Genomic DNA, 18,127 nt, shown 5'->3' on the forward strand with positions numbered 1-18,127 from the left:
TGCCGGTCAGCGGATGAAGGATGGGTAGCGGGCCGGGTCAGCCTGGCCGCGCTCCATTGCAAGGCACGCGCTGGCCGACGCTGCCGCAAGAAGTAAGGAACATTGTCCGTGGAATTCTTCGTCATCTCCCTGTTGAACGGCATCAGCTACGGGTTGCTGCTGTTCCTGCTGTCGTCGGGGCTTACGCTGATCTTCAGCATGATGGGTGTGCTCAATTTCGCGCACGCCAGCTTCTACATGCTGGGCGCGTATTTTGCGTATGCCATCGCCAGCAAGCTCGGCTTCTGGCCGGCGCTTGTGTTGGCTCCTTTGCTGGTGGTGGTGGTCGGCGCGCTCGTCGAGCGCTTCGGACTGCGCACCGTGCACAAGTACGGGCATGTGGCCGAACTGCTGTTCACGTTCGGTCTCGCCTATCTGATCGAAGAAGCCGTCAAGCTGGTCTGGGGGCAGTCCGCCGTGCCTTACCGCATTCCGCAGGAACTCGACGGCCCGCTGTTCCAGGTCTTCACGTCGGTGTTTCCCAAGTACCGCGCCTTCATGATGCTCGTGTCGGTGTCGATGCTGATCGCGATGTACGTGGTGCTCACCCGCACGCGCATCGGCCTCGTGATCCAGGCCGCGCTGACGCATCCGCAGATGGTCGAGGCCCTCGGTCACAATGTGCAACGCGTGTTCATGCTGGTGTTCGCCGGCGGTGCTGCGCTCGCGGGTCTGGCCGGTGTGATTGGCGGCAATGCGTTCGTTACTTCGCCGTCGATGGCCGCTTCGGTCGGCACCATTGTGTTTGTCGTGGCGGTAGTGGGCGGCATGGGATCGCTCGCGGGGGCGTTTATCGCGTCGCTGCTGATCGGGCTGCTGCAAACCTTCGCCGTCACCATCGACGCTTCGCTCGCCGACCTGTTCGGCGCAATCGGCCTGCATGTGACGAGCGCCACGTCGCTGTCGTCGGTGTGGAAACTGACCGTGTCGCAGATGGCGCCGGTGCTGCCCTATCTTCTGATGGTGGTGATGATGATTGTGCGCCCACGTGGTCTCATGGGAACCCGGGAGGGCTAGATCATGAAACCCACTATGCGGCAAAGCTACGAACACGCCATGGCCCCGGGCCTTACCGCTGCTTCATCGCGTCATCTCGCGCGCTATCTGATCTGGGGGCTGACGGCCCTTGTGATGGCGGTGGCGCCGCTGATCTTTTCCAGCGGCTTCGCCATCACCCTGTTGTCGCAGATGGGCATCATGATCATCTTCGCGCTCTCGTACAACATGCTGCTCGGCCAGTCGGGCATGCTGTCCTTCGGCCACGCGGTGTATTCGGGCATGGGCGCGTTCATCGCGGTGCATGTGCTCAACCAGGTCGGCGCGGGCGCGTTGTGGTTCCCCGTCTCGTTACTGCCGCTGGTGGGCGGTTTGGGCGGTGCGTTCTTTGGCATCCTGTTCGGCTATGTGACCACACGCAAAGCGGGCACCACGTTCGCCATGATTACGTTGGGGATCGGCGAAATGGTGTTCGCCAGTTCGCTGATGTTTCCGGACTTCTTTGGCGGAGAGGGCGGCATCTCGACTAACCGCGTCGTCGGCAATGCGGTACTCGGCATCACGTATGGGCCAGGGCGTCAGGTGTATTACCTGATCGCGTTGTGGTGCCTGCTGTCGATGGTCGCGATGTATGCGTGGACGCAAACGCCTTTGGGCCGCATCGCCAACGCCGTGCGCGACAACGCCGAGCGGGCCGAGTTCGTCGGCTACAACACCCAGCGCGTGCGCTACCTCGTGGTGATTTTGTCGGCCTTTTTCGCCGGGATTTCCGGGGGGCTGTCGGTGATCAACTTCGAGATCGTATCGGCGGAGAACGTGGGCGCGGTGCATTCCGGCAGCGTGTTGCTGGCCACGTTCATCGGCGGTGGCGGGTTCTTTTTCGGGCCTGTCATCGGCGCGGTGGTGTTTGTGCTGTTCGCCGTTGCGCTGTCCAGCCTGACTCAGGCGTGGCTGCTTTATCTGGGGCTTTTCTTCGTGCTGATGGTGATGTTCGTGCCGGGCGGCGTCTCGAGTCTGTTGATGAAACAGGTGCCGCTGCTCGCGAGGCGCAAGCTGGGCCGCATGCTGCCCTCCTACGCGGTCGCGCTGGGAGCGGGTGTTGTCTTGCTGGCCGCTTTGATCCTCACTGTCGAGCTGACCTACAAACTGCAGATCGACAGCGACAACGGTACCGGCATGACGCTGGTGGGTTTCGCTTTCGATGCCGCCTCGTTCAAGCCCTGGGCGGTGGCCGTGGCGCTGTGGCTAGCCGGAGTGCTGGCCTGGCGCGCGGCGGTAGCGCGGGTGCATCAGGCGTGGGACGCCGTGCAGGCGGAAATGGCAGGAGGCGGGGTATGACGGCCGCACTGGAATTGAGCGAGCTCACCAAGAACTTCGGCCAGACGGAGATCATCCGTGGGGTCAACCTGAGTATTCCTAAAGGTGAGCGCCATGCACTGATTGGGCCCAACGGTGCGGGCAAGTCGACCACCTTCAATCTGATTTCGGGGCGTTGTGCGCCGAGTTCCGGCTCGGTCAAATTGAACGGTGTCGAGATTGGCGGCCTCAAGCCGTTCGTGATCAATCGCATGGGGCTGTCGCGCAGCTTCCAGATCACGAATATTTTTCACCGGCTTTCGGTGTTCGAAAATCTGCGTTGCGCGGTGCTATGGTCGCATGGCTACAAATACTCGTTCTGGCATCGGCTGGCGAAGCTGCATGATGCACGACAGCGCGCCGAAGAAGTGCTGGAACTGATCGGGCTGCAGCGGCGCAGCGAAACGCAGGCAAGCCTCCTGACCTACGCTGAACAGCGTGCGCTGGAAATCGGCATCACGATTGCCGGCGGCGCCGAGGTGATCCTGCTCGACGAACCCACCGCGGGTATGAGCCGTTCCGAATCGGATCAGGCCGTGGAGTTGATTCGCAATGTGACGGTGGGCAAGACCCTGGTGATGGTCGAGCACGACATGGGCGTGGTATTCGGCCTCGCGGATCGTATCTCGGTGCTGGTCTATGGCGAGGTGATCGCGACGGATACCCCCGAGGCGATCCGCAACAACAGCAAGGTCAAGGAGGCCTATCTCGGCGCGTCCCTTGACGAGAGCTCCACCGAAGGAGCGCACTGATGAGCGGGCGCATGCTCGACGTGCAAGGCCTGCACGCCTACTACGGCAAGAGCCACATTCTGCAAGGCGTCGATGTGCATGTCGACGAAGGCGAGATCGTCACTCTGCTCGGGCGCAACGGCGTAGGGCGTTCCACCATGGCGAAAACCATCCTCGGGATGGTTAAGGCCGCGGGTTCGGTGCGCTTTCGCGACGAGGAAATTCTGGGGCGTCGCACCTTCGAGATCGCCCAGTTGGGCATTGGTTATGTTCCTGAGAATCGCGACGTCTTCCCCACGCTAACGGTGCGCCAGAACCTGCTGCTGGGCGAGAAGCGCAGTCGGCGCCAGGGCAAGCCGCGCTGGACGCTGGCGGACATGTACGGCATGTTCCCGCGCCTGAAGGAGCGCGAGAATACTGCCGCGGGCGTGCTCTCAGGGGGCGAGCAGCAGATGTTGACGCTGTGCCGCACGCTGATGGGCGACCCGGACCTGATCCTTATCGACGAGCCCACGGAAGGACTCGCGCCGAAGCTGGTGGCGCTGGTCGCCGAGTATCTGCAGGCGCTCAAGGAGCGCGGCGTGTCGGTGCTGCTGATCGAGCAGAAGCTCGCTATCGCGCTCGACATCTCGCAGCGCGTCTATGTCATGGGTCACGGGAGCATCGTCTTCGAGGGGACGCCTGCCGAGCTGAAATCCAATGCGCAGGTGCGCAAGGAGTGGCTGGAGGTGTAGCGCTGTTTTATTGTCGACCGAACATATGAACTCAACCGATTCTGTCGCCGGATGCCGGCCTGCTAGTCCCGCCTGGATTCCGCAAATCCGCCTGTATCAGGACTGGCTGCATCGAACGCGTGGCCTTGCGTTCGATTCGTACGATGCGCTGTGGCGCTGGTCCGTCACGGATCTCGACGCGTTCTGGGCAAGCGTCTGGGAATACGGCGGCATGCAATCGCCGACACCCTACAGCGCGGTGCTGGCCGAGGAGCGTATGCCCGGCGCGCGCTGGTTTCCAGGCGCCCAGGTGAACTACGCGCAGCAGGTGCTTCGGCACGCCGACGCCGCGCATGCGGCGGGTATGGCGGCCATTATCAGCGAGGACGAGCAGGGCTGGATCAGAGAGCTCAGTTGGCCCGAACTGAAGCGCCAGGTCGCCGCGCTTGCGTTGACGCTAAGAGAGCGCGGCGTGCAACGTGGCGATCGTGTGGTGGCTTATTTGCCCAACGTGCCCGAGACCGTGGTGGCGTTTCTCGCCTGTTGCAGCATCGGCGCGGTGTGGAGCGTGTGCGCGCCGGACATGGGACTGCAGGCCGTGATCGACCGGTTTCGTCAGATCGAACCGCGCGTCCTGATTGCCGCGGACGGTGTCCGCTACGCGGGTCGTTCGATGGATCGCAGCCAGGTGGTGGCCTCGCTGCGTGCGGCGCTGCCGGATGTGCAGACGCTGATCGTGCTGGAAACGCCACATGCGGCATCGCGTGTGGCGGACGCACTGAGTTTCGCCGATACAGTCGCACGCGACGATGCCGCCACGGCGGCCTTTGTTCCCGAGTGGTTGCCCTTCGATCATCCGCTGTGGGTGGTGTACTCGAGCGGCACCACGGGCCTGCCCAAAGCGATCGTGCAAAGCCACGGCGGCGTTCTGGTCACCGGGTTGAGTGTCGTGCTGCATAGCGACTTCGGCGCGAGCTATAGCAGCAACAACCCTGGTGAACGGTTCCACTGGTACAGCTCGACCGGTTGGATCATGTGGAATGTGCAGGTGTCGGGTTTGCTGGCCGGCACGACCATCTGCCTTTACGACGGCAGTCCCAGCGGCAGCAAGGACCATCCGGACTGGGGCGTGTTGTGGCGCTTCGCCGCTCGGCACAAGGTCACTATCCTCGGCGCGGGCGCAGCGTTCCACGGCAATTGCATGAAGGCGGGGTTGTCGCTGGCCGAATGCGGCGACCTCTCACGCTTGCGCGCCGTCGGCACGACCGGCTCGCCGCTGCCGGAAGACGTGCAACGCTGGGGCAGCGCGCAATTCGCCGCCATGGGCACGCCGGACATCTGGTGGCTCAACATCTCCGGCGGCACCGATCTGTGCGGCAATTTCATCACCGGCAACCGTGAACTGCCGCAAGTGCCGGGGCGGATGCAATGCCGTCAACTGGGTGCCGCTGTCGAGGCCTGGAACGAAGCGGGACAAGCGGTGATCGGCGAAGTGGGCGAGCTGGTCTGCACGCGTCCCATTCCCGCGATGCCGCTCCATTTCTGGGGCGATGCGGGCAATGCCCGCTACCTGTCGAGCTATTTCGACGTCTACCCCGGCGTGTGGCGTCACGGCGACTGGCTCAGGATCGACGCGGACGGCGCTTGCACGATCTACGGCCGCAGCGACGCGACGATCAACCGTGCCGGCTTGCGCATGGGCACTAGCGAGATCTATGCCGCGGTCGAGGCGTTGCCCGAAGTGCTCGATTCGATGGTGATCGATCTCGAGTTTCTCGGCCGCGAAAGCTATCTGGCGCTTTTCGTCGTTCTGCGCGAGGGCCTCGTGCTGGATGCGGCGCTGGAAGCGCGCCTGGCGGCGGCCATCAGGACCTCGCTGTCGCCGCGTTTCGTGCCGGATCAGATTCTGCAGGCGCCGGAAATTCCGCGTACCTTGTCCGGCAAAAAACAGGAGGTGCCGGTCAAGAAACTGTTTCTCGGCCATGCGCTTGAGAAGGTGGTCAATCGTGAGGCGATGGCGAATCCGCAGTGCGTGGACTGGTACGTGGGTCAAGCTGCTTTGCACGCGGCGCGTCGTCAGGGTTAGCGGGTTACGTTCCCAGAGAGTGGGTGCGCATCCGCGTTGTACGTCGACAGGGTGGACACTGCGCGATCGCATGGATAGCATCAGGTCTTGGTCAATGTTCAGGACATGACGATATGCGAACCGATTCTGCTGCCTGCCTTCCCGACGACCTCGATCACGCGCTGCTGATAGGCCGCGTCTGGCGTCCCGCGCCGGTTGATGGACCGTCGGTCGTCGTGGTCCGCGGCGGCCATGTGTTCGATATCACGTCCACGGTGTCCACCACGGCCGATCTGTTCGACCGGAGCGACGCTGTGCAAATCGCCCGCAACGCGCCGGGCGAAGCGTTAGGTCCCGTGCATGCGCTGCTTGAAGCGAGTCTCGCGCCCGCCGCTAAAACTGACACGCGATTGCTTGCGCCATGCGATGTGCAGGCCATCAAGGCCTGCGGTGTGACGTTCGCCGTGAGCCTGCTTGAACGGGTGATCGAGGAGCAGGCGGGCGGCGACGCTGCCAAGGCGCTCGACGTGCGCCGGACCATCACGGAACTGATCGGCACCGATCTGGCGAAAATCAAACCCGGCTCGGACGCCGCGATGAAACTGAAGGCGGAACTCGAGCGGCGCGGCGCGTGGTCGCAATACATGGAGGTGGGCATCGGGCCGGACGCCGAAGTGTTTTCGAAGTCGCAACCAATGTCCGCCGTGGGGCTCGGCGCCGACGTCGGTCTGTATCCCACCTCGGTGTGGAACAACCCGGAACCGGAGATCGTGCTGGCCGTGAATAGCGCCGCTCAGATCGTCGGCGCCACGCTGGGTAACGACGTGAACCTGCGCGATATCGAAGGCCGCTCGGCCTTGCTGCTGGGCAAGGCAAAGGACAATAACGGCTCGTGCGCGATCGGGCCGTTTGTGCGCCTGTTCGACGAGCGCTTTACGCTGGATACGGTGCGCGCGGCGAGCTTGTCGCTACACATCGAAGGCACGGACGGTTTCGTGCTCGAGGGTGTGAGCCATATGAAGGAGATCAGCCGCGATCCGGCCAATCTCGTCGCGCAGACCTGCGGCGCACATCATCAGTACCCCGATGGTTTTATGCTGTTCCTCGGCACGATGTTCTCGCCGATCAAGGATCGCGACGCGCCTGGTGCGGGTTTCACGCATCATCTCGGCGATGTCGTGACGATCGCGACGCCTTCGCTCGGGGCACTGGTGAACACGGTGCAGCTTTCGACCGCAATTCCTCCGTGGACCTTTGGCGTGCGAGCGTTGTATCGAAGCCTGGCGAAACGCGGGCTGCTTTGAGGCCCCGACCTCAGCGTCGGCTTCAGCATTGGCCGGCGCTTCAGCCTCAGCTTAAGGTCAGCCACGCCGCCGTGTTGCCGGGCAACTCACCGTGCGTCTCCAGCGGCTCGCTCGCGACGAGCAAGGTGCCGCGCGGCAGCGCAACGGGCTGCATGCCCAGATTGATCACGCCGCGCAGCGTGCCGTTGTCGAAGACCAGCACGTCCGGCGAGCCGGCAGACTGCCACTCTAATAGGCCCGTACCGAGCGCATAGTCGCGCCGCAAGCGTAGAAGCTGGCGATACAGTTCCAGCGTCGAGCCGCTCACACCGTCCTGACGATCCACGGCATAGCGAGCAAAACTATCCGGCTGCGGCAGCCAGCTTTTTTCGCCAGGACCGAAACCGAACGAGGGCGCATCCGCCTTCCAGGGCAGCGGTACCCGGCAGCCATCACGGCCGATCTCGGCGCCCTGCGTGCGGAAAAACGCCGGATCTTGCCGATAGCGCGCATCCAGCGTGGTGTGCTCCGGCAAGCCCAGTTCCTCGCCCTGGTAGATATAGGCCGATCCCGGTAGCGCGAGCGTCAGCAAAGCCGCGGCGCGGGCGCGGCGCAGGCCTAACGCTTCGTCGGGCTGCTCGCCGGCCGCGTCGATGCCCTTGGGGCGCGCGCCCGGCTTGCGCAGACCGTAGCGCGACGTATGGCGGACGGAGTCGTGGTTGGACATCACCCATGTCGTCGGTGCGCCGACCGCCGCCGAGGCCGCCAACGAACTATCGACGACCGCGCGGATTTCGGCCGCGTCCCAGTGGGCAAGCAAGTAGTCGAAGTTGAACGCCTGCTGCATTTCATCGCCGCGAATGTAGCGAGCGAGCCGCGCTTGCGGCGCGATCCACGCTTCGGCCACCATCATCCGTTCACCGGGGTAGGTGTCCAGTAGACGGCGCCAGTGGCGGTAAATCTCATGCACGCCTTCCTGATCCCACATCGGGCTCGTGTTGTTGCCGTGATCCGCGGTGCCTTCCACCATTGCGGCGTGACCGGCCCAGTCGGGTAACCCCGGTGCCTTGATGAGACCATGCGCGACGTCCACCCGGAAGCCATCCACGCCACGGTCCAGCCAGAAGCGCAGCACGTCTTCGAATTCCGCGCGGACCTCGGGGTGATCCCAGTTGAGGTCGGGCTGCTTGCGGTCGAACAGGTGCAGATACCATTGCGAATCCCCCGGCGCGCGAGACCAGGCGTTGCCGCCGAATACGCTCTGCCAGTTGTTCGGCGGAAGGTTGCCATGCGGACCTTTGCCGTCGCGAAACAGATAACGCGCACGTGCGGCGCTGCCGGGCGGCGACTTCAGCGCCGCCTGGAACCAGGCGTGTTCGTCGGACGTGTGATTGGGCACCAGGTCGACGATCACCTTCATCCCCAGCGCATGGGCCTGGTGCCGCATGCGCTCGAAGTCGTCCAGCGTGCCGAACAGCGGATCGACGACGCGATAGTCGGCCACGTCGTAGCCGGCGTCGGCCTGAGGGGAGCGATAGAACGGCGAGAGCCAGATTGCGTCGATGCCGAGGCGGGCGAGATACGGCAGCCTCGCCGTGATGCCCGGCAGATCGCCGATGCCGTCGCCATTCGCGTCGGCGAAAGAGCGCGGGTAGATCTGGTAGATCACCGCGCTGCGCCACCACTCTGCACCGGCAACCGCTTCGCTTTCGCTTTCGGTTTCGGGGAGGGTGAATTCTTTCGTGCGCATGTTCATGTCGTGTCCCTCTTGTTGGTCTGCCCGGACAGGTCCCCATGCCGGCGCGCAACCCCGATTATGAGGGCCGATGCTGCCAGGAATTTATTGCCGGCCGTACGAGCCTGTTTTCTATCGATCCATGCTCAAGCGAGATCGTTCCCGAGGATTGAGCTGCGTTACATCCGGTAGCAAGCGGGCGGGTTAGGGCTCAGACGCCGTTGGATGCGACAGCGCCCCCGTGAACGGGGGCGCTGCGGAATCGTCGCACCGGCGTGGCGCGCTTGCTCGTGCAACGGCTTACTGGACGAAGTTCGCATAGGCGGAATTCACATGTGCTTCCTTGATCCGCTGGGCGGAGAGTTCGGCACGGTCCGAAGCCGGCGATGGGTACGAGGTCTTCTCGTCGGCCGCGGTGGTGCCGTTGAGGAACGACTTGTACAGATCTGCCCGGACCTGTTCGCGCGTCAGACCTTGGGGGGCGGTCTGGGCGGGATCGGCATGGGCCGCGCCGGCAAGGAGGGTGACTGTGCTGGCGAGCAAAAGCGTGGCGAGTTGGCGTTTCATGAATGGCAACCTTTGAATGTGAGCGAAGTGAATGAATGGATCCGCACCCCCCATGTCCGGCGTTTCTGACCGGATACGTGTGGTGTGTTCATATCTTCGCAACGTGATCGCAGGCGCCTGCTTGGCAAAGATTAAGGATTTTTTAGCGATTCACGGGGACGCATCGCGTCTGCGGCTTACCTAAAAGATGTTTCATGTTGCACTGCAGCGAATTTGCGATACTGCAGGTTCGCTTCTTCCTGCGCCGGCCTTTACGACGCCGGCCACGCATATCGTGGTAAAAATTTTGACGATCGAAGACGATCAAATCGTCGGGCGCGACATTGTGGATACACTCAGCGGCGCCGGTTTTGACGTCGAGTGGGTCACGAGCGGCCAGGACGGCATTGCGCGTGCGGTGCATGACGAGTTCGACGTCATCACGCTCGACCGCGTGTTGCCCGGCATCGACGGGTTGACGATTCTGAAGACCATTCGCGGTGTCGGCATCGAGACACCGGTTCTGATGATCAGCGCGTTGTCCGATGTCGATGAACGTGTGCGCGGTTTGCTCGCAGGTGGCGACGACTACATCCCCAAGCCGTTTTCCGCTGAGGAAATGAAGGCGCGTATCGAGGTGCTGCTGCGCAGGCGCGGCCGTCGACAGCAAGCCGCATCGACTGTGCTGCGCGTCGACGATCTCGAACTCGATCTGATTGCCCGTACGGCGACGCGCGGCGAACATGCCGTCGCGCTGCCGCCCGTGGAATTCAAGCTGCTCGAATACTTTGCCCGAAACTCCGGGCAGATCCTGACCCGCACGATGATCTTCCAGTCCGTGTGGGACATGCATTTCGATCCGGGCACTAATCTGATCGAGGTCTACGTCGGTCTGCTGCGCAGAAAGATCGACCTGCCGGGCATGCGTCCGCTGCTCAAGACCGTACGCGGATCCGGCTACATGCTAGGGTAACCATGACAATGAGCCTGTGGCGCAGCACGATATTCCGTTTGCTGATGATCTACGCGCTGGTGTTCGCAGGCTCGGTTGGCGGACTCGTGTGGATCAATTACTGGAACTCGGCGAACTACACGGCCATGCAAGCCGACTACAACATCAACTGGCAGTTCCAGTATTTCGCGGCGTTGCCGCGCAACCTCATGCTGAGCCAGATCGATGCGCGTACCAGAACGACGATACGCAGGCCGGTCAACTTCTACGGCGTGTTTGCACCCAACGGCCAGCACCTGACGGGCGACATCGCAAGCAGTCCTGCCGGCGTCAAGCCCGATGGAGACGGCGTCTGGTTGCGCCCGCAACTGATCTCGCCGACCCTGGAGCGGCCGATGTACATGCGCACCCGGGCCACGCGCCTGCCCGACGGCGATCTGCTCGTGATTGCCCGGGACGTGGACGAAATGGCGCGGCTGCGCAGTTACATGCTGGGCGGCATTGCATGGAGCGGAGCGATCGCGCTGCTGGGCGGTCTCGGCTTCGGCATTCTGTGTTCGGCCGTGCAGTTGCGGCGTATCAACGAGATGCGCCGTCTCACGCATCTGATCGCGCAAGGTAACCTCGACACCCGTTTGCCGGAACGAGGCGGCGATGAGCTCGCGTGGCTGTCGCAGATCGTCAATCATATGCTCGACGAAATATCGCGCCTGATGCATGAGGTCAAAAGCGCGTGCGACGGGATTGCGCACGATCTGCGCACGCCGCTCATTCATATCCGCTCGTTGCTGGCGCGCATCGAACCCGCAACGCTGAGCGACGAGGACGCGCAACGCTTGCAGCGCGCCGCGCAGGAAACCGACGAGGTGCTCACTCGCTTCGCCGCGATACTGCGTATTTCGGAGATCGAAGCATTGCATCGCCGGGCCGGCTTCAGCGATGCGGAGATGCATGTGCTGTGCCGGCAGGTGGGCGAACTTTATGCGCCCGTCGCGGCGGCCAGAAACGTCGAGCTGAAACTTGATTTGCAGCACGTGTTACCGGTGCGAGCCGATCATCCGTTGATGTTCGAGGCCCTCGTCAATATCGTGGATAACGCGATCAAGTTTGCGTCGCACGAGGGCGTCGTGGCGATCAAGGTGCAGCAATGCGCGGAGGGACCGCGCATCACGGTGTGCGACGACGGCCCAGGAATCCGTGCCGATGAGCGGGTCGCCGTGCTGCAGCGGTTCTATCGCAGCGAGCGCACACGCGATACGCCGGGTTCGGGGTTGGGTCTTTCCGTGGTGCAGGCGGTTGCCCATCTGCACGACTTCAGGCTGACGCTGGAGGACGCCAATCCCGGCACCTGTGTCGCGCTCGATTGCTGGTCTGAGCGGCACGCTCCATGAGAGGGTGACGTCATGCGCATCTTGTGTGTGGGAACCGGTGGGCGAGCCGGGTATCTGACGGCCGCGCTGATGGAGGCGAATCACAGCGTGTCGAGCGTCGAGCGGATTGTCGATGCGGCTTATCTGGTGGCAATCGAACAGATCGACGCAGTGATCGCGCTGACCGCCGGCGACCCCGCCGACGCCGCCCGCGCGATGATTGCGCGGCCGGAGCATACGGTGCTGGTAGTGATCGACACGCCCGGCGATCAGGATGCGCGCATCGCCGCGCTCTACGCCGGCGCGGACGTGTGCTTCACCGGTCACTACGAGTACGCCGAACTGGACGCGCGACTGCATGCGTTGTGGCGCGAGGCCGGTCAGTCCGAGGTGGATCCGGTAAGGACGGCTGCGTTGTCGGCCGCGGGCATGACGCTCTCGCGCGCCACGCGCAGTCTGATCGGACCGGGTGAGGTGGCGCTTGCCTTGACGCGGCGCGAGTATCTGCTGATGGAGTGCTTGCTGCGCCAGTCCGGTACCGTCGTGCAGCGCGACGATCTGATCGCCTACGTATTCGGCGATGCCGATGCGGACGGCGTTTCGTTGCAACGCCTGGTGTCGGCGTTGCGGCGCCGGATCACGGAATCCGGATGGTGCTTGCGACTGGATACGGTGCCGCGCATCGGCTATAGCCTCGTTCTCGAGGCAGAAGACGTGCCGCAGGCACCGGTGCAGGCGCGCTAGTATTGCTCGCTGACCGCCTTGGGAACGAGATAGGTTTGCTTCACGGGATCGAAGCGGATCACGTAGTTGGCGTCGATGTTTTTGTCGCCGCGATTGCCTGTCTCGTGAATCTTGAGCGGGTAGACCTCGTCCGTCGACGCCGTATCGGGCTTGATGTCGAATTCCTTTTCCTCGCAGGCTGACGGCTGCTTGCTGCATCTGTCTGAACCCGTATTGCTCATCGAAACGTCGATGTTCTTTGCGGCGAGGACCAGCTTGTTCGGGCGCGGCAGCCAGATGCTTCGCCCAGTCTCCACATAGCCCTGGAGGACGACGCCGTCTTCGATCACGAAACCATAAAGATGCGGACCGAGCTGCTGGATGCTGACGTCGGCCGCGTTGCCGAAGTTACCGGATGCGATATTGGTTTGCTTGATGACGGGTTCAAGACCCTTGCCGTCGCCGGTGGGCTTGAGCACGTAGAGGTCGGTTTGCCCACCGGTCGAATCAGGAGCGGACGTCGCGGCGCCGTCCTGGGCCGTATCGACGAAGTTGCCGCACATGGCCAGCAGATAGCGAGGACCGTCGCCCGTCGTCAGGCGTGTAACGTCGCACACGTGATAGGCGTAGCTATCGTCGTCTGCTCGCCATCCCTTGTTGTGGGCGTCCCACTTGCCATAGGTGGTCTCGATGAACTCGCGCACAGCGGGGGCGATCGGTTTGTTCTTTACCGGTTGCGCGGCTAACGCCTGGGCGCAGAGTGTTGCGCCGAGCAACAGCCAACCCATCCGCTCAATCGCCTGGCGAGAGTGACTCAGGAATTGCACTTCGAGCTCCTTGTTTTGTCCAGCTTGATAGGGTTCATTGATGACGCGGCTCGCCCGCCGCATCCGCGACGCTGACCCAGCCGTTTATCGTGCCTTTGTGTGGATTGCGGTACGCAACCTTCAGCCACTGCGCATCGTCGCTGACATCCACGACCTCGACCGCATCGCCGCGCACCAGGTAGCGCGGTGTCGGATTCTCCGTGGGAGTGGCATGCAACGGCAGCCGCTCGACGCTAACATGAATGACGGGCACCTGCTTGTCGTCCGGATCGCTACGGCTCCGCAGCCTGCGGGAAACGACGTTGCCCTGCTCGTCGTAAGTGCGCAGCAAGTCCTCCGGTACATCGCCCTGCGCGGCGTTTTTGCCCAGCAGCTTTTGCAGGTCGTCGTCGTCGAGGCTTTGGGTGGCCTCGTAAAGGTAGAGCCGACCGTCCGTTCCATAGCGGTAGGCGTCCACGTACCAGCCCGCGCCGCGGCAGGCGCTGTAGAGCGTGTGCGTCTGCTTGTTCAAGGTGACGCCGAAGAGTCCATCGCAGTTGCCGCCGGCCTTTGCATTGCGCTTCGGTTCCAGCGGCACGAATTGCTGCCCCTTTGGGTCGTAGAGGAAAACCTGATAGCTCTCGTCGACGCCGTCGATAGAAGAGACGGAGGCAAAGTCCTGATGCCCGTCGAAATTGAAGTCATTGACCTCGAGACGGTAGTGCGCATCATCGTCGGAGTTGTCGATCTTCAGTCGCTGGGTCTTGCCGCTCGGGGTAAAGCGGACCAGCACCGCGTCCTCGGCTTGCTGAACGCGAGCGGTCACGCCCTGATCGACCTGGATCGTGAGGACTTCCGGTGTTGCATACGCGGAGAGTGCGGCAGAGGCGAGGGCAATCGCAAACGGGATGAGGGCGGGTTTCATCGGCATGGGTTCGTTCTTCTCGATCGCAGTGAGGGATTCGCGCACGGTTAGCGGGCCGGCTTTTACATCGCCTGCATAGCAGCGTAAGCGTTGTGAAGGCCGGTCATTGCGCACCCGCTTTGCACGATGGCGGCAAGCGCCACTTCCACGCTCCGTTGATCTTCACGAGCTTCGCCAGCTCGTTGTTATCGCTGCAATTTACCTTGGCGACGAGTTCCCCGCTGGCGGTCCAGGCCGGTGAGTCTAGCGAAATGGCGCTACTGTGCGGGGTGGATGGTTCGACGAAACTCGGTCCCTTCCACGACACCTTGCCGTCGATGCTATGGATCGTCCACATCGGACCGTCCATACCGTCGATCTGTTCCGAGGCCAGATATGCCCGGCGGTCCGGCGAGAACATCACTTCCTGACCGGCGTCCAAAATGCGCCCGGTGCGCTCGTCGATCAGCTTGCCGGTGAACACGTCGCCCTCGCGATCGGCGATAAGGGAATAGCCTTCCTTGCGACCGCAATAGGTATAGCTGGTGCCATCAAGCGGTTCGTCGTAGGGCGGCGTATCTTTAAACGTCAGTTCCTTGCCGGCCACCGTCAAGCGCAGTTCGTGGATGGAGCGGCGCACCGCCATTCCGTTCGCCGCACGCAACAGCTTCGCTTCCTGCTGTTGATCGCCGATGTCGCAGTCGAGCGACACCGCCGATGTTTGGGACCACGCCGCCTGATTCAATATCAATGTGGACGCTAATACCAGCGGGTAAAGCAAACCATGCAATTTGAATCGCATCATGCGAGTCCCTGAAGCCGTTGTATTTTTTGTGTCGCCGTGGGGCAGCCGTGAAATGGCGGGATGTATGGCCTGGTTTCGCTTTGAATAGGGCGGCTGCGCGGCTTCGTGATTATCGTTGGAAATGTTTCGGCCTTCAATCTAGGCTTTAAGATTGAAGCGGGTGATTCAAGCGGGCGCGGCACACGGCCTATTCTCATCGGCCGTTGTGATGCAAAGCTGGAGTCATTGCCTCGCGCAGCGTCGTAAAGGACGAGGCGATTAACAAGCGGGAGAGGGGGCTACTGCGAAGAGAGAGATGAGGTGCCCGACGGAGTTCGGGCAATAGCGAAGGCCGATTCAGCCGACGCCATCAACAAAAAGGGCCCTGGTTTTCAAACAACATCAACCAGAGCCCTCTTTGCATTTACCGATCGAGGAACGACTTCAGTCGATCCGCGCGGCTAGGATGCATCAGCTTGCGCATTGCCTTGCTTTCGATCTGGCGGATCCGCTCGCGCGTGACGTCGAACTGCTTGCCGACTTCTTCGAGCGTGTGGTCCGACTTCGTGTCGATACCGTAGCGCATGCGCAAAACCTTCGCTTCGCGCGGCGACAGGGAATCGAGCGCGTCGTCGATCGCAATCCGCAAGTCGGCCTGAACCGCAGCTTCCGCCGGCGACGTGGCCGAGGAGTCTTCGATCATGTCGCCCAGCGTGGCGTCGCCGTCTTCGCCCATCGGCGTTTCCATCGAAACCGGCTGGCGGGCGATCTTCAGGATGCTGCGGACCTTCTCTTCCGACAGATCCATCCGTGCAGCCAGCACCGACGGATGCGCTTCCTGTCCGGTCTGTTGCAGGATTTCGCGCGAAATGCGGTTCAGCTTGTTGATCGTCTCGATCATGTGCACCGGCACACGAATCGTGCGCGCCTGATCTGCCAGCGAACGCGTGACCGCCTGACGGACCCACCACGTGGCGTACGTGGAGAACTTCCAGCCGCGACGATATTCGAACTTGTCCACCGCTTTCATCAGACCGATGTTGCCTTCCTGGATCAGATCCAGGAACTGCATGCCGCGGTTGACGTACTTCTTCGCGATCGAGATCACGAGACGCAGATTCGCCTCGATCATCTCGCTCTTTGCCTTGCGCATCTTCGCTTCGGCCGCAACCATCTTGCGGTTGATTTCCTTCAGCTGCTTCAGCGGCAGCGCGACGGTGGCTTCGATGGCGATCAGCTTTTGCTGTTCGGCTTGAATGGCCGGCAGGTTGCGCTCCAGCGCGGCGCCGAATTCCTTGGACTTGGCGGCCATGCGCATGGTCCAGTCCAGATCGGTTTCGTGGCCGGGAAACGACTCGATAAACAGATCGCGCGGCATGCCGCTCTTTTCCAGCACGATTTGCTGGAGGCGCCGTTCAATCGCGCGGACCTGCGTCACCTGGTGGTGCACATCGCCGCACAGACGGTCGATCGTACGTGCGGTGAAGCGCAGTGCGGCCAGTTCTTGCTGGATGTCCTCACGAGCACGCAGGTGCGCCGCGGAAGACGAGCCGTCCTTCGCATGCAGCGAGCTGACTTCTTCGAAACGCGTGCGGACGCGAGCGAAAATCTCGAGGCAGTCGGCTGTCAGCTTCTTCAGACGGGCTTCGTCGACTGCGCTGGAATCTGCGCCGATGTCGTCGTCACCGTCGCTGTCGTCGCTGTCGGCGGCGTCCGTGTCCAGATCCGCGGCGGCTTCGACGCTGTCGTCCGCGACTTCTTCGGCGTTGGTGTTTTCGTTCAGGCCGTCGACCAGTTCGTCGATACGCAGCTCGCCGGCGGCGACCTGGTCGGCGCTGGCCAGAATAGCCGACACCGCCGACGGGCAGGCAGCAATCGCCTGCACCATTTCGTGCAGGCCATCTTCGATGCGCTTGGCAATGGCGATTTCGCCGGCACGGGTCAGCAGTTCCGTCGCACCCATTTCACGCATGTACATGCGCACGGGGTCGGTGGTACGGCCGAATTCAGAATCGACCGTCGACAGCGCGACTTCCGCTTCTTCGTCCGCCTGGTCGTCGGAGACGACCGGCGAGTTGGCGTTCAGCAGCAGCGCTTCAGCGTCGGGTGCCGTCTCGTAGACCGCCACGCCCATGTCGTTGAAGGTGGCGACGATGGTTTCCATCGCCGCGGTTTGCGCGAAGTTGTCGGGCAGGTGGTCGTTGATCTGCGCGTGGGTCAGGTAGCCGCGCTCCTTGCCCAACTGGATCAGCGCGCGCATCTGGCGTTGCTGCTCTTCGACTTGCTGCGACGTTTCGGCTGCAACCGGGATCGCTTTACCCGCGCCCTTGCCTTTGGCGGTTCGCCCGGCAGGGGCCTTGATTGAGTATCCGGCCGTGTTGTCTCCGGAATCATCCCGATCGAAAGGGTTCAATGTCTTCTCCTCGAAGGCTTCGCTATGAGGCGCAAGACGCGGCGCTCAGGCGTTTCGGCTAGGCCGCAACATCACCTGAGTGATACATGCGGCTGGTTTGTCTATGCTCGCAAAGAGCGAAAAGATTGGCCCGCGTGAAGCGGGCCCATAGAGGCGCGCGAAATTCGCGCGGCCAGCGATTATATACGAACTTGGGGGCGAACTCTCGTCAGTCAAGAGATATATATTCAGGAAAGGTCAAGTGGTGCGTGCCCTAGGGGCAGATCATCCGCGCTCACGGCTTCCTCGTCGTCGTGCGGCCTTTCCGCTTGCTGCTATATGTAGGGGCGTCTCACTGCAAGACAAGGTGCCGCCGTGAGATACGTGAGCGGCGCGCGACGCGTGCTCGTGGCGCGCGTCTCTCCTCATGATCAACGCAGCGCACGTCTCGAGCGTTGACCTCGAGGACCTCGCAAACTTTTTCGCGAATGGGGTTGACGTCTCGTAAAGGGCATCGCATAATTCGCCTCCCGTTTGATGACGGACGCGAAGAAAGCAGAGCTTCTGAGCGAATGATCTTTAAAAATTAACAGCCGATAAGTGTGGGCGCTTGATGGCGACGCGAGCCGGATTCTTTGGAATCTGGCATGAAGCGAAAGTATCAAGTCTCACACAGTATTAGAGGAAGGTTAGCCTGTTGAGAAACAGGCGTAATCATCGTCAGTACGTTGA

The 18,127-nt window shown here is 62.3% G+C and carries 15 protein-coding genes; 9 read left to right on the plus strand and 6 right to left on the minus strand.

Annotated elements, in window-relative coordinates:
* Positions 1-108: 108 nt before the first annotated feature.
* From P3T42_RS35535 to P3T42_RS35560, 6 genes are all read left to right on the plus strand, one after another.
* A complete protein-coding gene (locus P3T42_RS35535) occupies positions 109-1,056 on the plus strand; it encodes a branched-chain amino acid ABC transporter permease (RefSeq protein ID WP_429308650.1) in 948 nt (315 codons plus the stop codon).
* 15 nt (positions 1,057-1,071) lie between these two features.
* Positions 1,072-2,373 carry a branched-chain amino acid ABC transporter permease gene (locus P3T42_RS35540; protein WP_429308662.1) on the plus strand — a complete coding sequence of 434 codons (1,302 nt, stop codon included), beginning with the start codon at positions 1,072-1,074 and terminating at the stop codon, positions 2,371-2,373.
* Positions 2,370-3,143, plus strand: coding sequence for an ABC transporter ATP-binding protein (locus tag P3T42_RS35545; protein WP_429308651.1), 774 nt, complete (start codon positions 2,370-2,372; stop codon positions 3,141-3,143). Before P3T42_RS35540 ends, P3T42_RS35545 begins: the two co-directional genes overlap by 4 nt.
* The gene (locus P3T42_RS35550) at positions 3,143-3,856 is read left to right on the plus strand and encodes an ABC transporter ATP-binding protein (RefSeq protein ID WP_074294261.1); all 714 of its coding nucleotides are present in this window, start codon (positions 3,143-3,145) and stop codon (positions 3,854-3,856) included. Before P3T42_RS35545 ends, P3T42_RS35550 begins: the two co-directional genes overlap by 1 nt.
* 25 nt (positions 3,857-3,881) lie before the next feature.
* Complete coding sequence (locus P3T42_RS35555) at positions 3,882-5,921, plus strand: acetoacetate--CoA ligase (protein ID WP_429308652.1); 2,040 nt, start codon at positions 3,882-3,884, stop codon at positions 5,919-5,921.
* A 113-nt stretch (positions 5,922-6,034) separates the two neighbouring features.
* Complete coding sequence (locus tag P3T42_RS35560) at positions 6,035-7,204, plus strand: fumarylacetoacetate hydrolase family protein (RefSeq protein WP_429308653.1); 1,170 nt, start codon at positions 6,035-6,037, stop codon at positions 7,202-7,204.
* A 46-nt stretch (positions 7,205-7,250) separates the two neighbouring features.
* Here P3T42_RS35560 and P3T42_RS35565 read toward each other — a convergent pair whose 3' ends face one another.
* A complete protein-coding gene (locus P3T42_RS35565; protein ID WP_429308654.1) occupies positions 7,251-8,933 on the minus strand; it encodes a glycoside hydrolase family 13 protein in 1,683 nt (560 codons plus the stop codon).
* Between the two features lie 285 nt (positions 8,934-9,218).
* On the minus strand, positions 9,219-9,485 hold the full coding sequence (locus P3T42_RS35570) for a DUF4148 domain-containing protein (RefSeq protein ID WP_074294265.1): 267 nt from the start codon (positions 9,483-9,485) through the stop codon (positions 9,219-9,221).
* Between the two features lie 274 nt (positions 9,486-9,759).
* Here P3T42_RS35570 and P3T42_RS35575 point away from each other — a divergent pair, with 274 nt between their 5' ends.
* The 3 genes from P3T42_RS35575 to P3T42_RS35585 are packed head-to-tail and all read left to right on the plus strand — an operon-like array spanning position 9,760 to position 12,530.
* A complete protein-coding gene (locus P3T42_RS35575) occupies positions 9,760-10,437 on the plus strand; it encodes a response regulator transcription factor (RefSeq protein WP_074297043.1) in 678 nt (225 codons plus the stop codon).
* Between the two features lie 2 nt (positions 10,438-10,439).
* Positions 10,440-11,807 (plus strand): sensor histidine kinase, encoded by a 1,368-nt coding sequence (locus P3T42_RS35580; RefSeq protein WP_429308655.1) that lies wholly within the window; start codon positions 10,440-10,442, stop codon positions 11,805-11,807.
* 12 nt (positions 11,808-11,819) lie between these two features.
* Positions 11,820-12,530 carry a response regulator transcription factor gene (locus P3T42_RS35585; RefSeq protein ID WP_074294266.1) on the plus strand — a complete coding sequence of 237 codons (711 nt, stop codon included), beginning with the start codon at positions 11,820-11,822 and terminating at the stop codon, positions 12,528-12,530.
* Here P3T42_RS35585 and P3T42_RS35590 read toward each other — a convergent pair.
* The 4 genes from P3T42_RS35590 to rpoD all read right to left on the minus strand — a co-directional run bounded on the left by P3T42_RS35590 (position 12,527) and on the right by rpoD (position 17,416).
* Complete coding sequence (locus P3T42_RS35590) at positions 12,527-13,336, minus strand: topoisomerase IV (RefSeq protein ID WP_429308656.1); 810 nt, start codon at positions 13,334-13,336, stop codon at positions 12,527-12,529. The two genes, P3T42_RS35585 and P3T42_RS35590, sit on opposite strands and share 4 nt — an antisense overlap.
* Before the next feature lie 34 nt (positions 13,337-13,370).
* Entirely contained in the window at positions 13,371-14,354 is a 984-nt protein-coding gene (locus tag P3T42_RS35595; RefSeq protein WP_429308657.1) for an XAC2610-related protein, read from the minus strand.
* Positions 14,344-15,024 carry a hypothetical protein gene (locus P3T42_RS35600; protein ID WP_429308658.1) on the minus strand — a complete coding sequence of 227 codons (681 nt, stop codon included), beginning with the start codon at positions 15,022-15,024 and terminating at the stop codon, positions 14,344-14,346. The genes P3T42_RS35595 and P3T42_RS35600 overlap by 11 nt, the downstream gene beginning before the upstream one ends.
* 403 nt (positions 15,025-15,427) lie before the next feature.
* Positions 15,428-17,416 carry an RNA polymerase sigma factor RpoD gene (gene rpoD / locus P3T42_RS35605; protein WP_074294269.1) on the minus strand — a complete coding sequence of 663 codons (1,989 nt, stop codon included), beginning with the start codon at positions 17,414-17,416 and terminating at the stop codon, positions 15,428-15,430.
* Positions 17,417-18,127: the final 711 nt, after the last annotated feature.

The sequence above is a fragment of the Paraburkholderia sp. GAS38 genome (genome assembly GCF_050434965.1).
Classification (GTDB): Bacteria; Pseudomonadota; Gammaproteobacteria; order Burkholderiales; family Burkholderiaceae; genus Paraburkholderia; species Paraburkholderia phenazinium_A.

Bases quoted from the DNA above. Each gene is read 5' to 3' on its own strand.
- P3T42_RS35545 (WP_429308651.1), top strand. From the start codon at position 2,370: ATGACGGCCGCACTGGAATTGAGCGAGCTCACCAAGAACTTCGGCCAG.
- P3T42_RS35565 (WP_429308654.1), bottom strand. From the start codon at position 8,933: ATGCGCACGAAAGAATTCACCCTCCCCGAAACCGAAAGCGAAAGCGAA.
- P3T42_RS35555 (WP_429308652.1), top strand. From the start codon at position 3,882: ATGAACTCAACCGATTCTGTCGCCGGATGCCGGCCTGCTAGTCCCGCC.
- P3T42_RS35585 (WP_074294266.1), top strand. From the start codon at position 11,820: ATGCGCATCTTGTGTGTGGGAACCGGTGGGCGAGCCGGGTATCTGACG.
- P3T42_RS35550 (WP_074294261.1), top strand. From the start codon at position 3,143: ATGAGCGGGCGCATGCTCGACGTGCAAGGCCTGCACGCCTACTACGGC.
- P3T42_RS35560 (WP_429308653.1), top strand. From the start codon at position 6,035: ATGCGAACCGATTCTGCTGCCTGCCTTCCCGACGACCTCGATCACGCG.
- P3T42_RS35600 (WP_429308658.1), bottom strand. From the start codon at position 15,024: ATGATGCGATTCAAATTGCATGGTTTGCTTTACCCGCTGGTATTAGCG.
- P3T42_RS35540 (WP_429308662.1), top strand. From the start codon at position 1,072: ATGCGGCAAAGCTACGAACACGCCATGGCCCCGGGCCTTACCGCTGCT.
- P3T42_RS35570 (WP_074294265.1), bottom strand. From the start codon at position 9,485: ATGAAACGCCAACTCGCCACGCTTTTGCTCGCCAGCACAGTCACCCTC.
- P3T42_RS35580 (WP_429308655.1), top strand. From the start codon at position 10,440: ATGACAATGAGCCTGTGGCGCAGCACGATATTCCGTTTGCTGATGATC.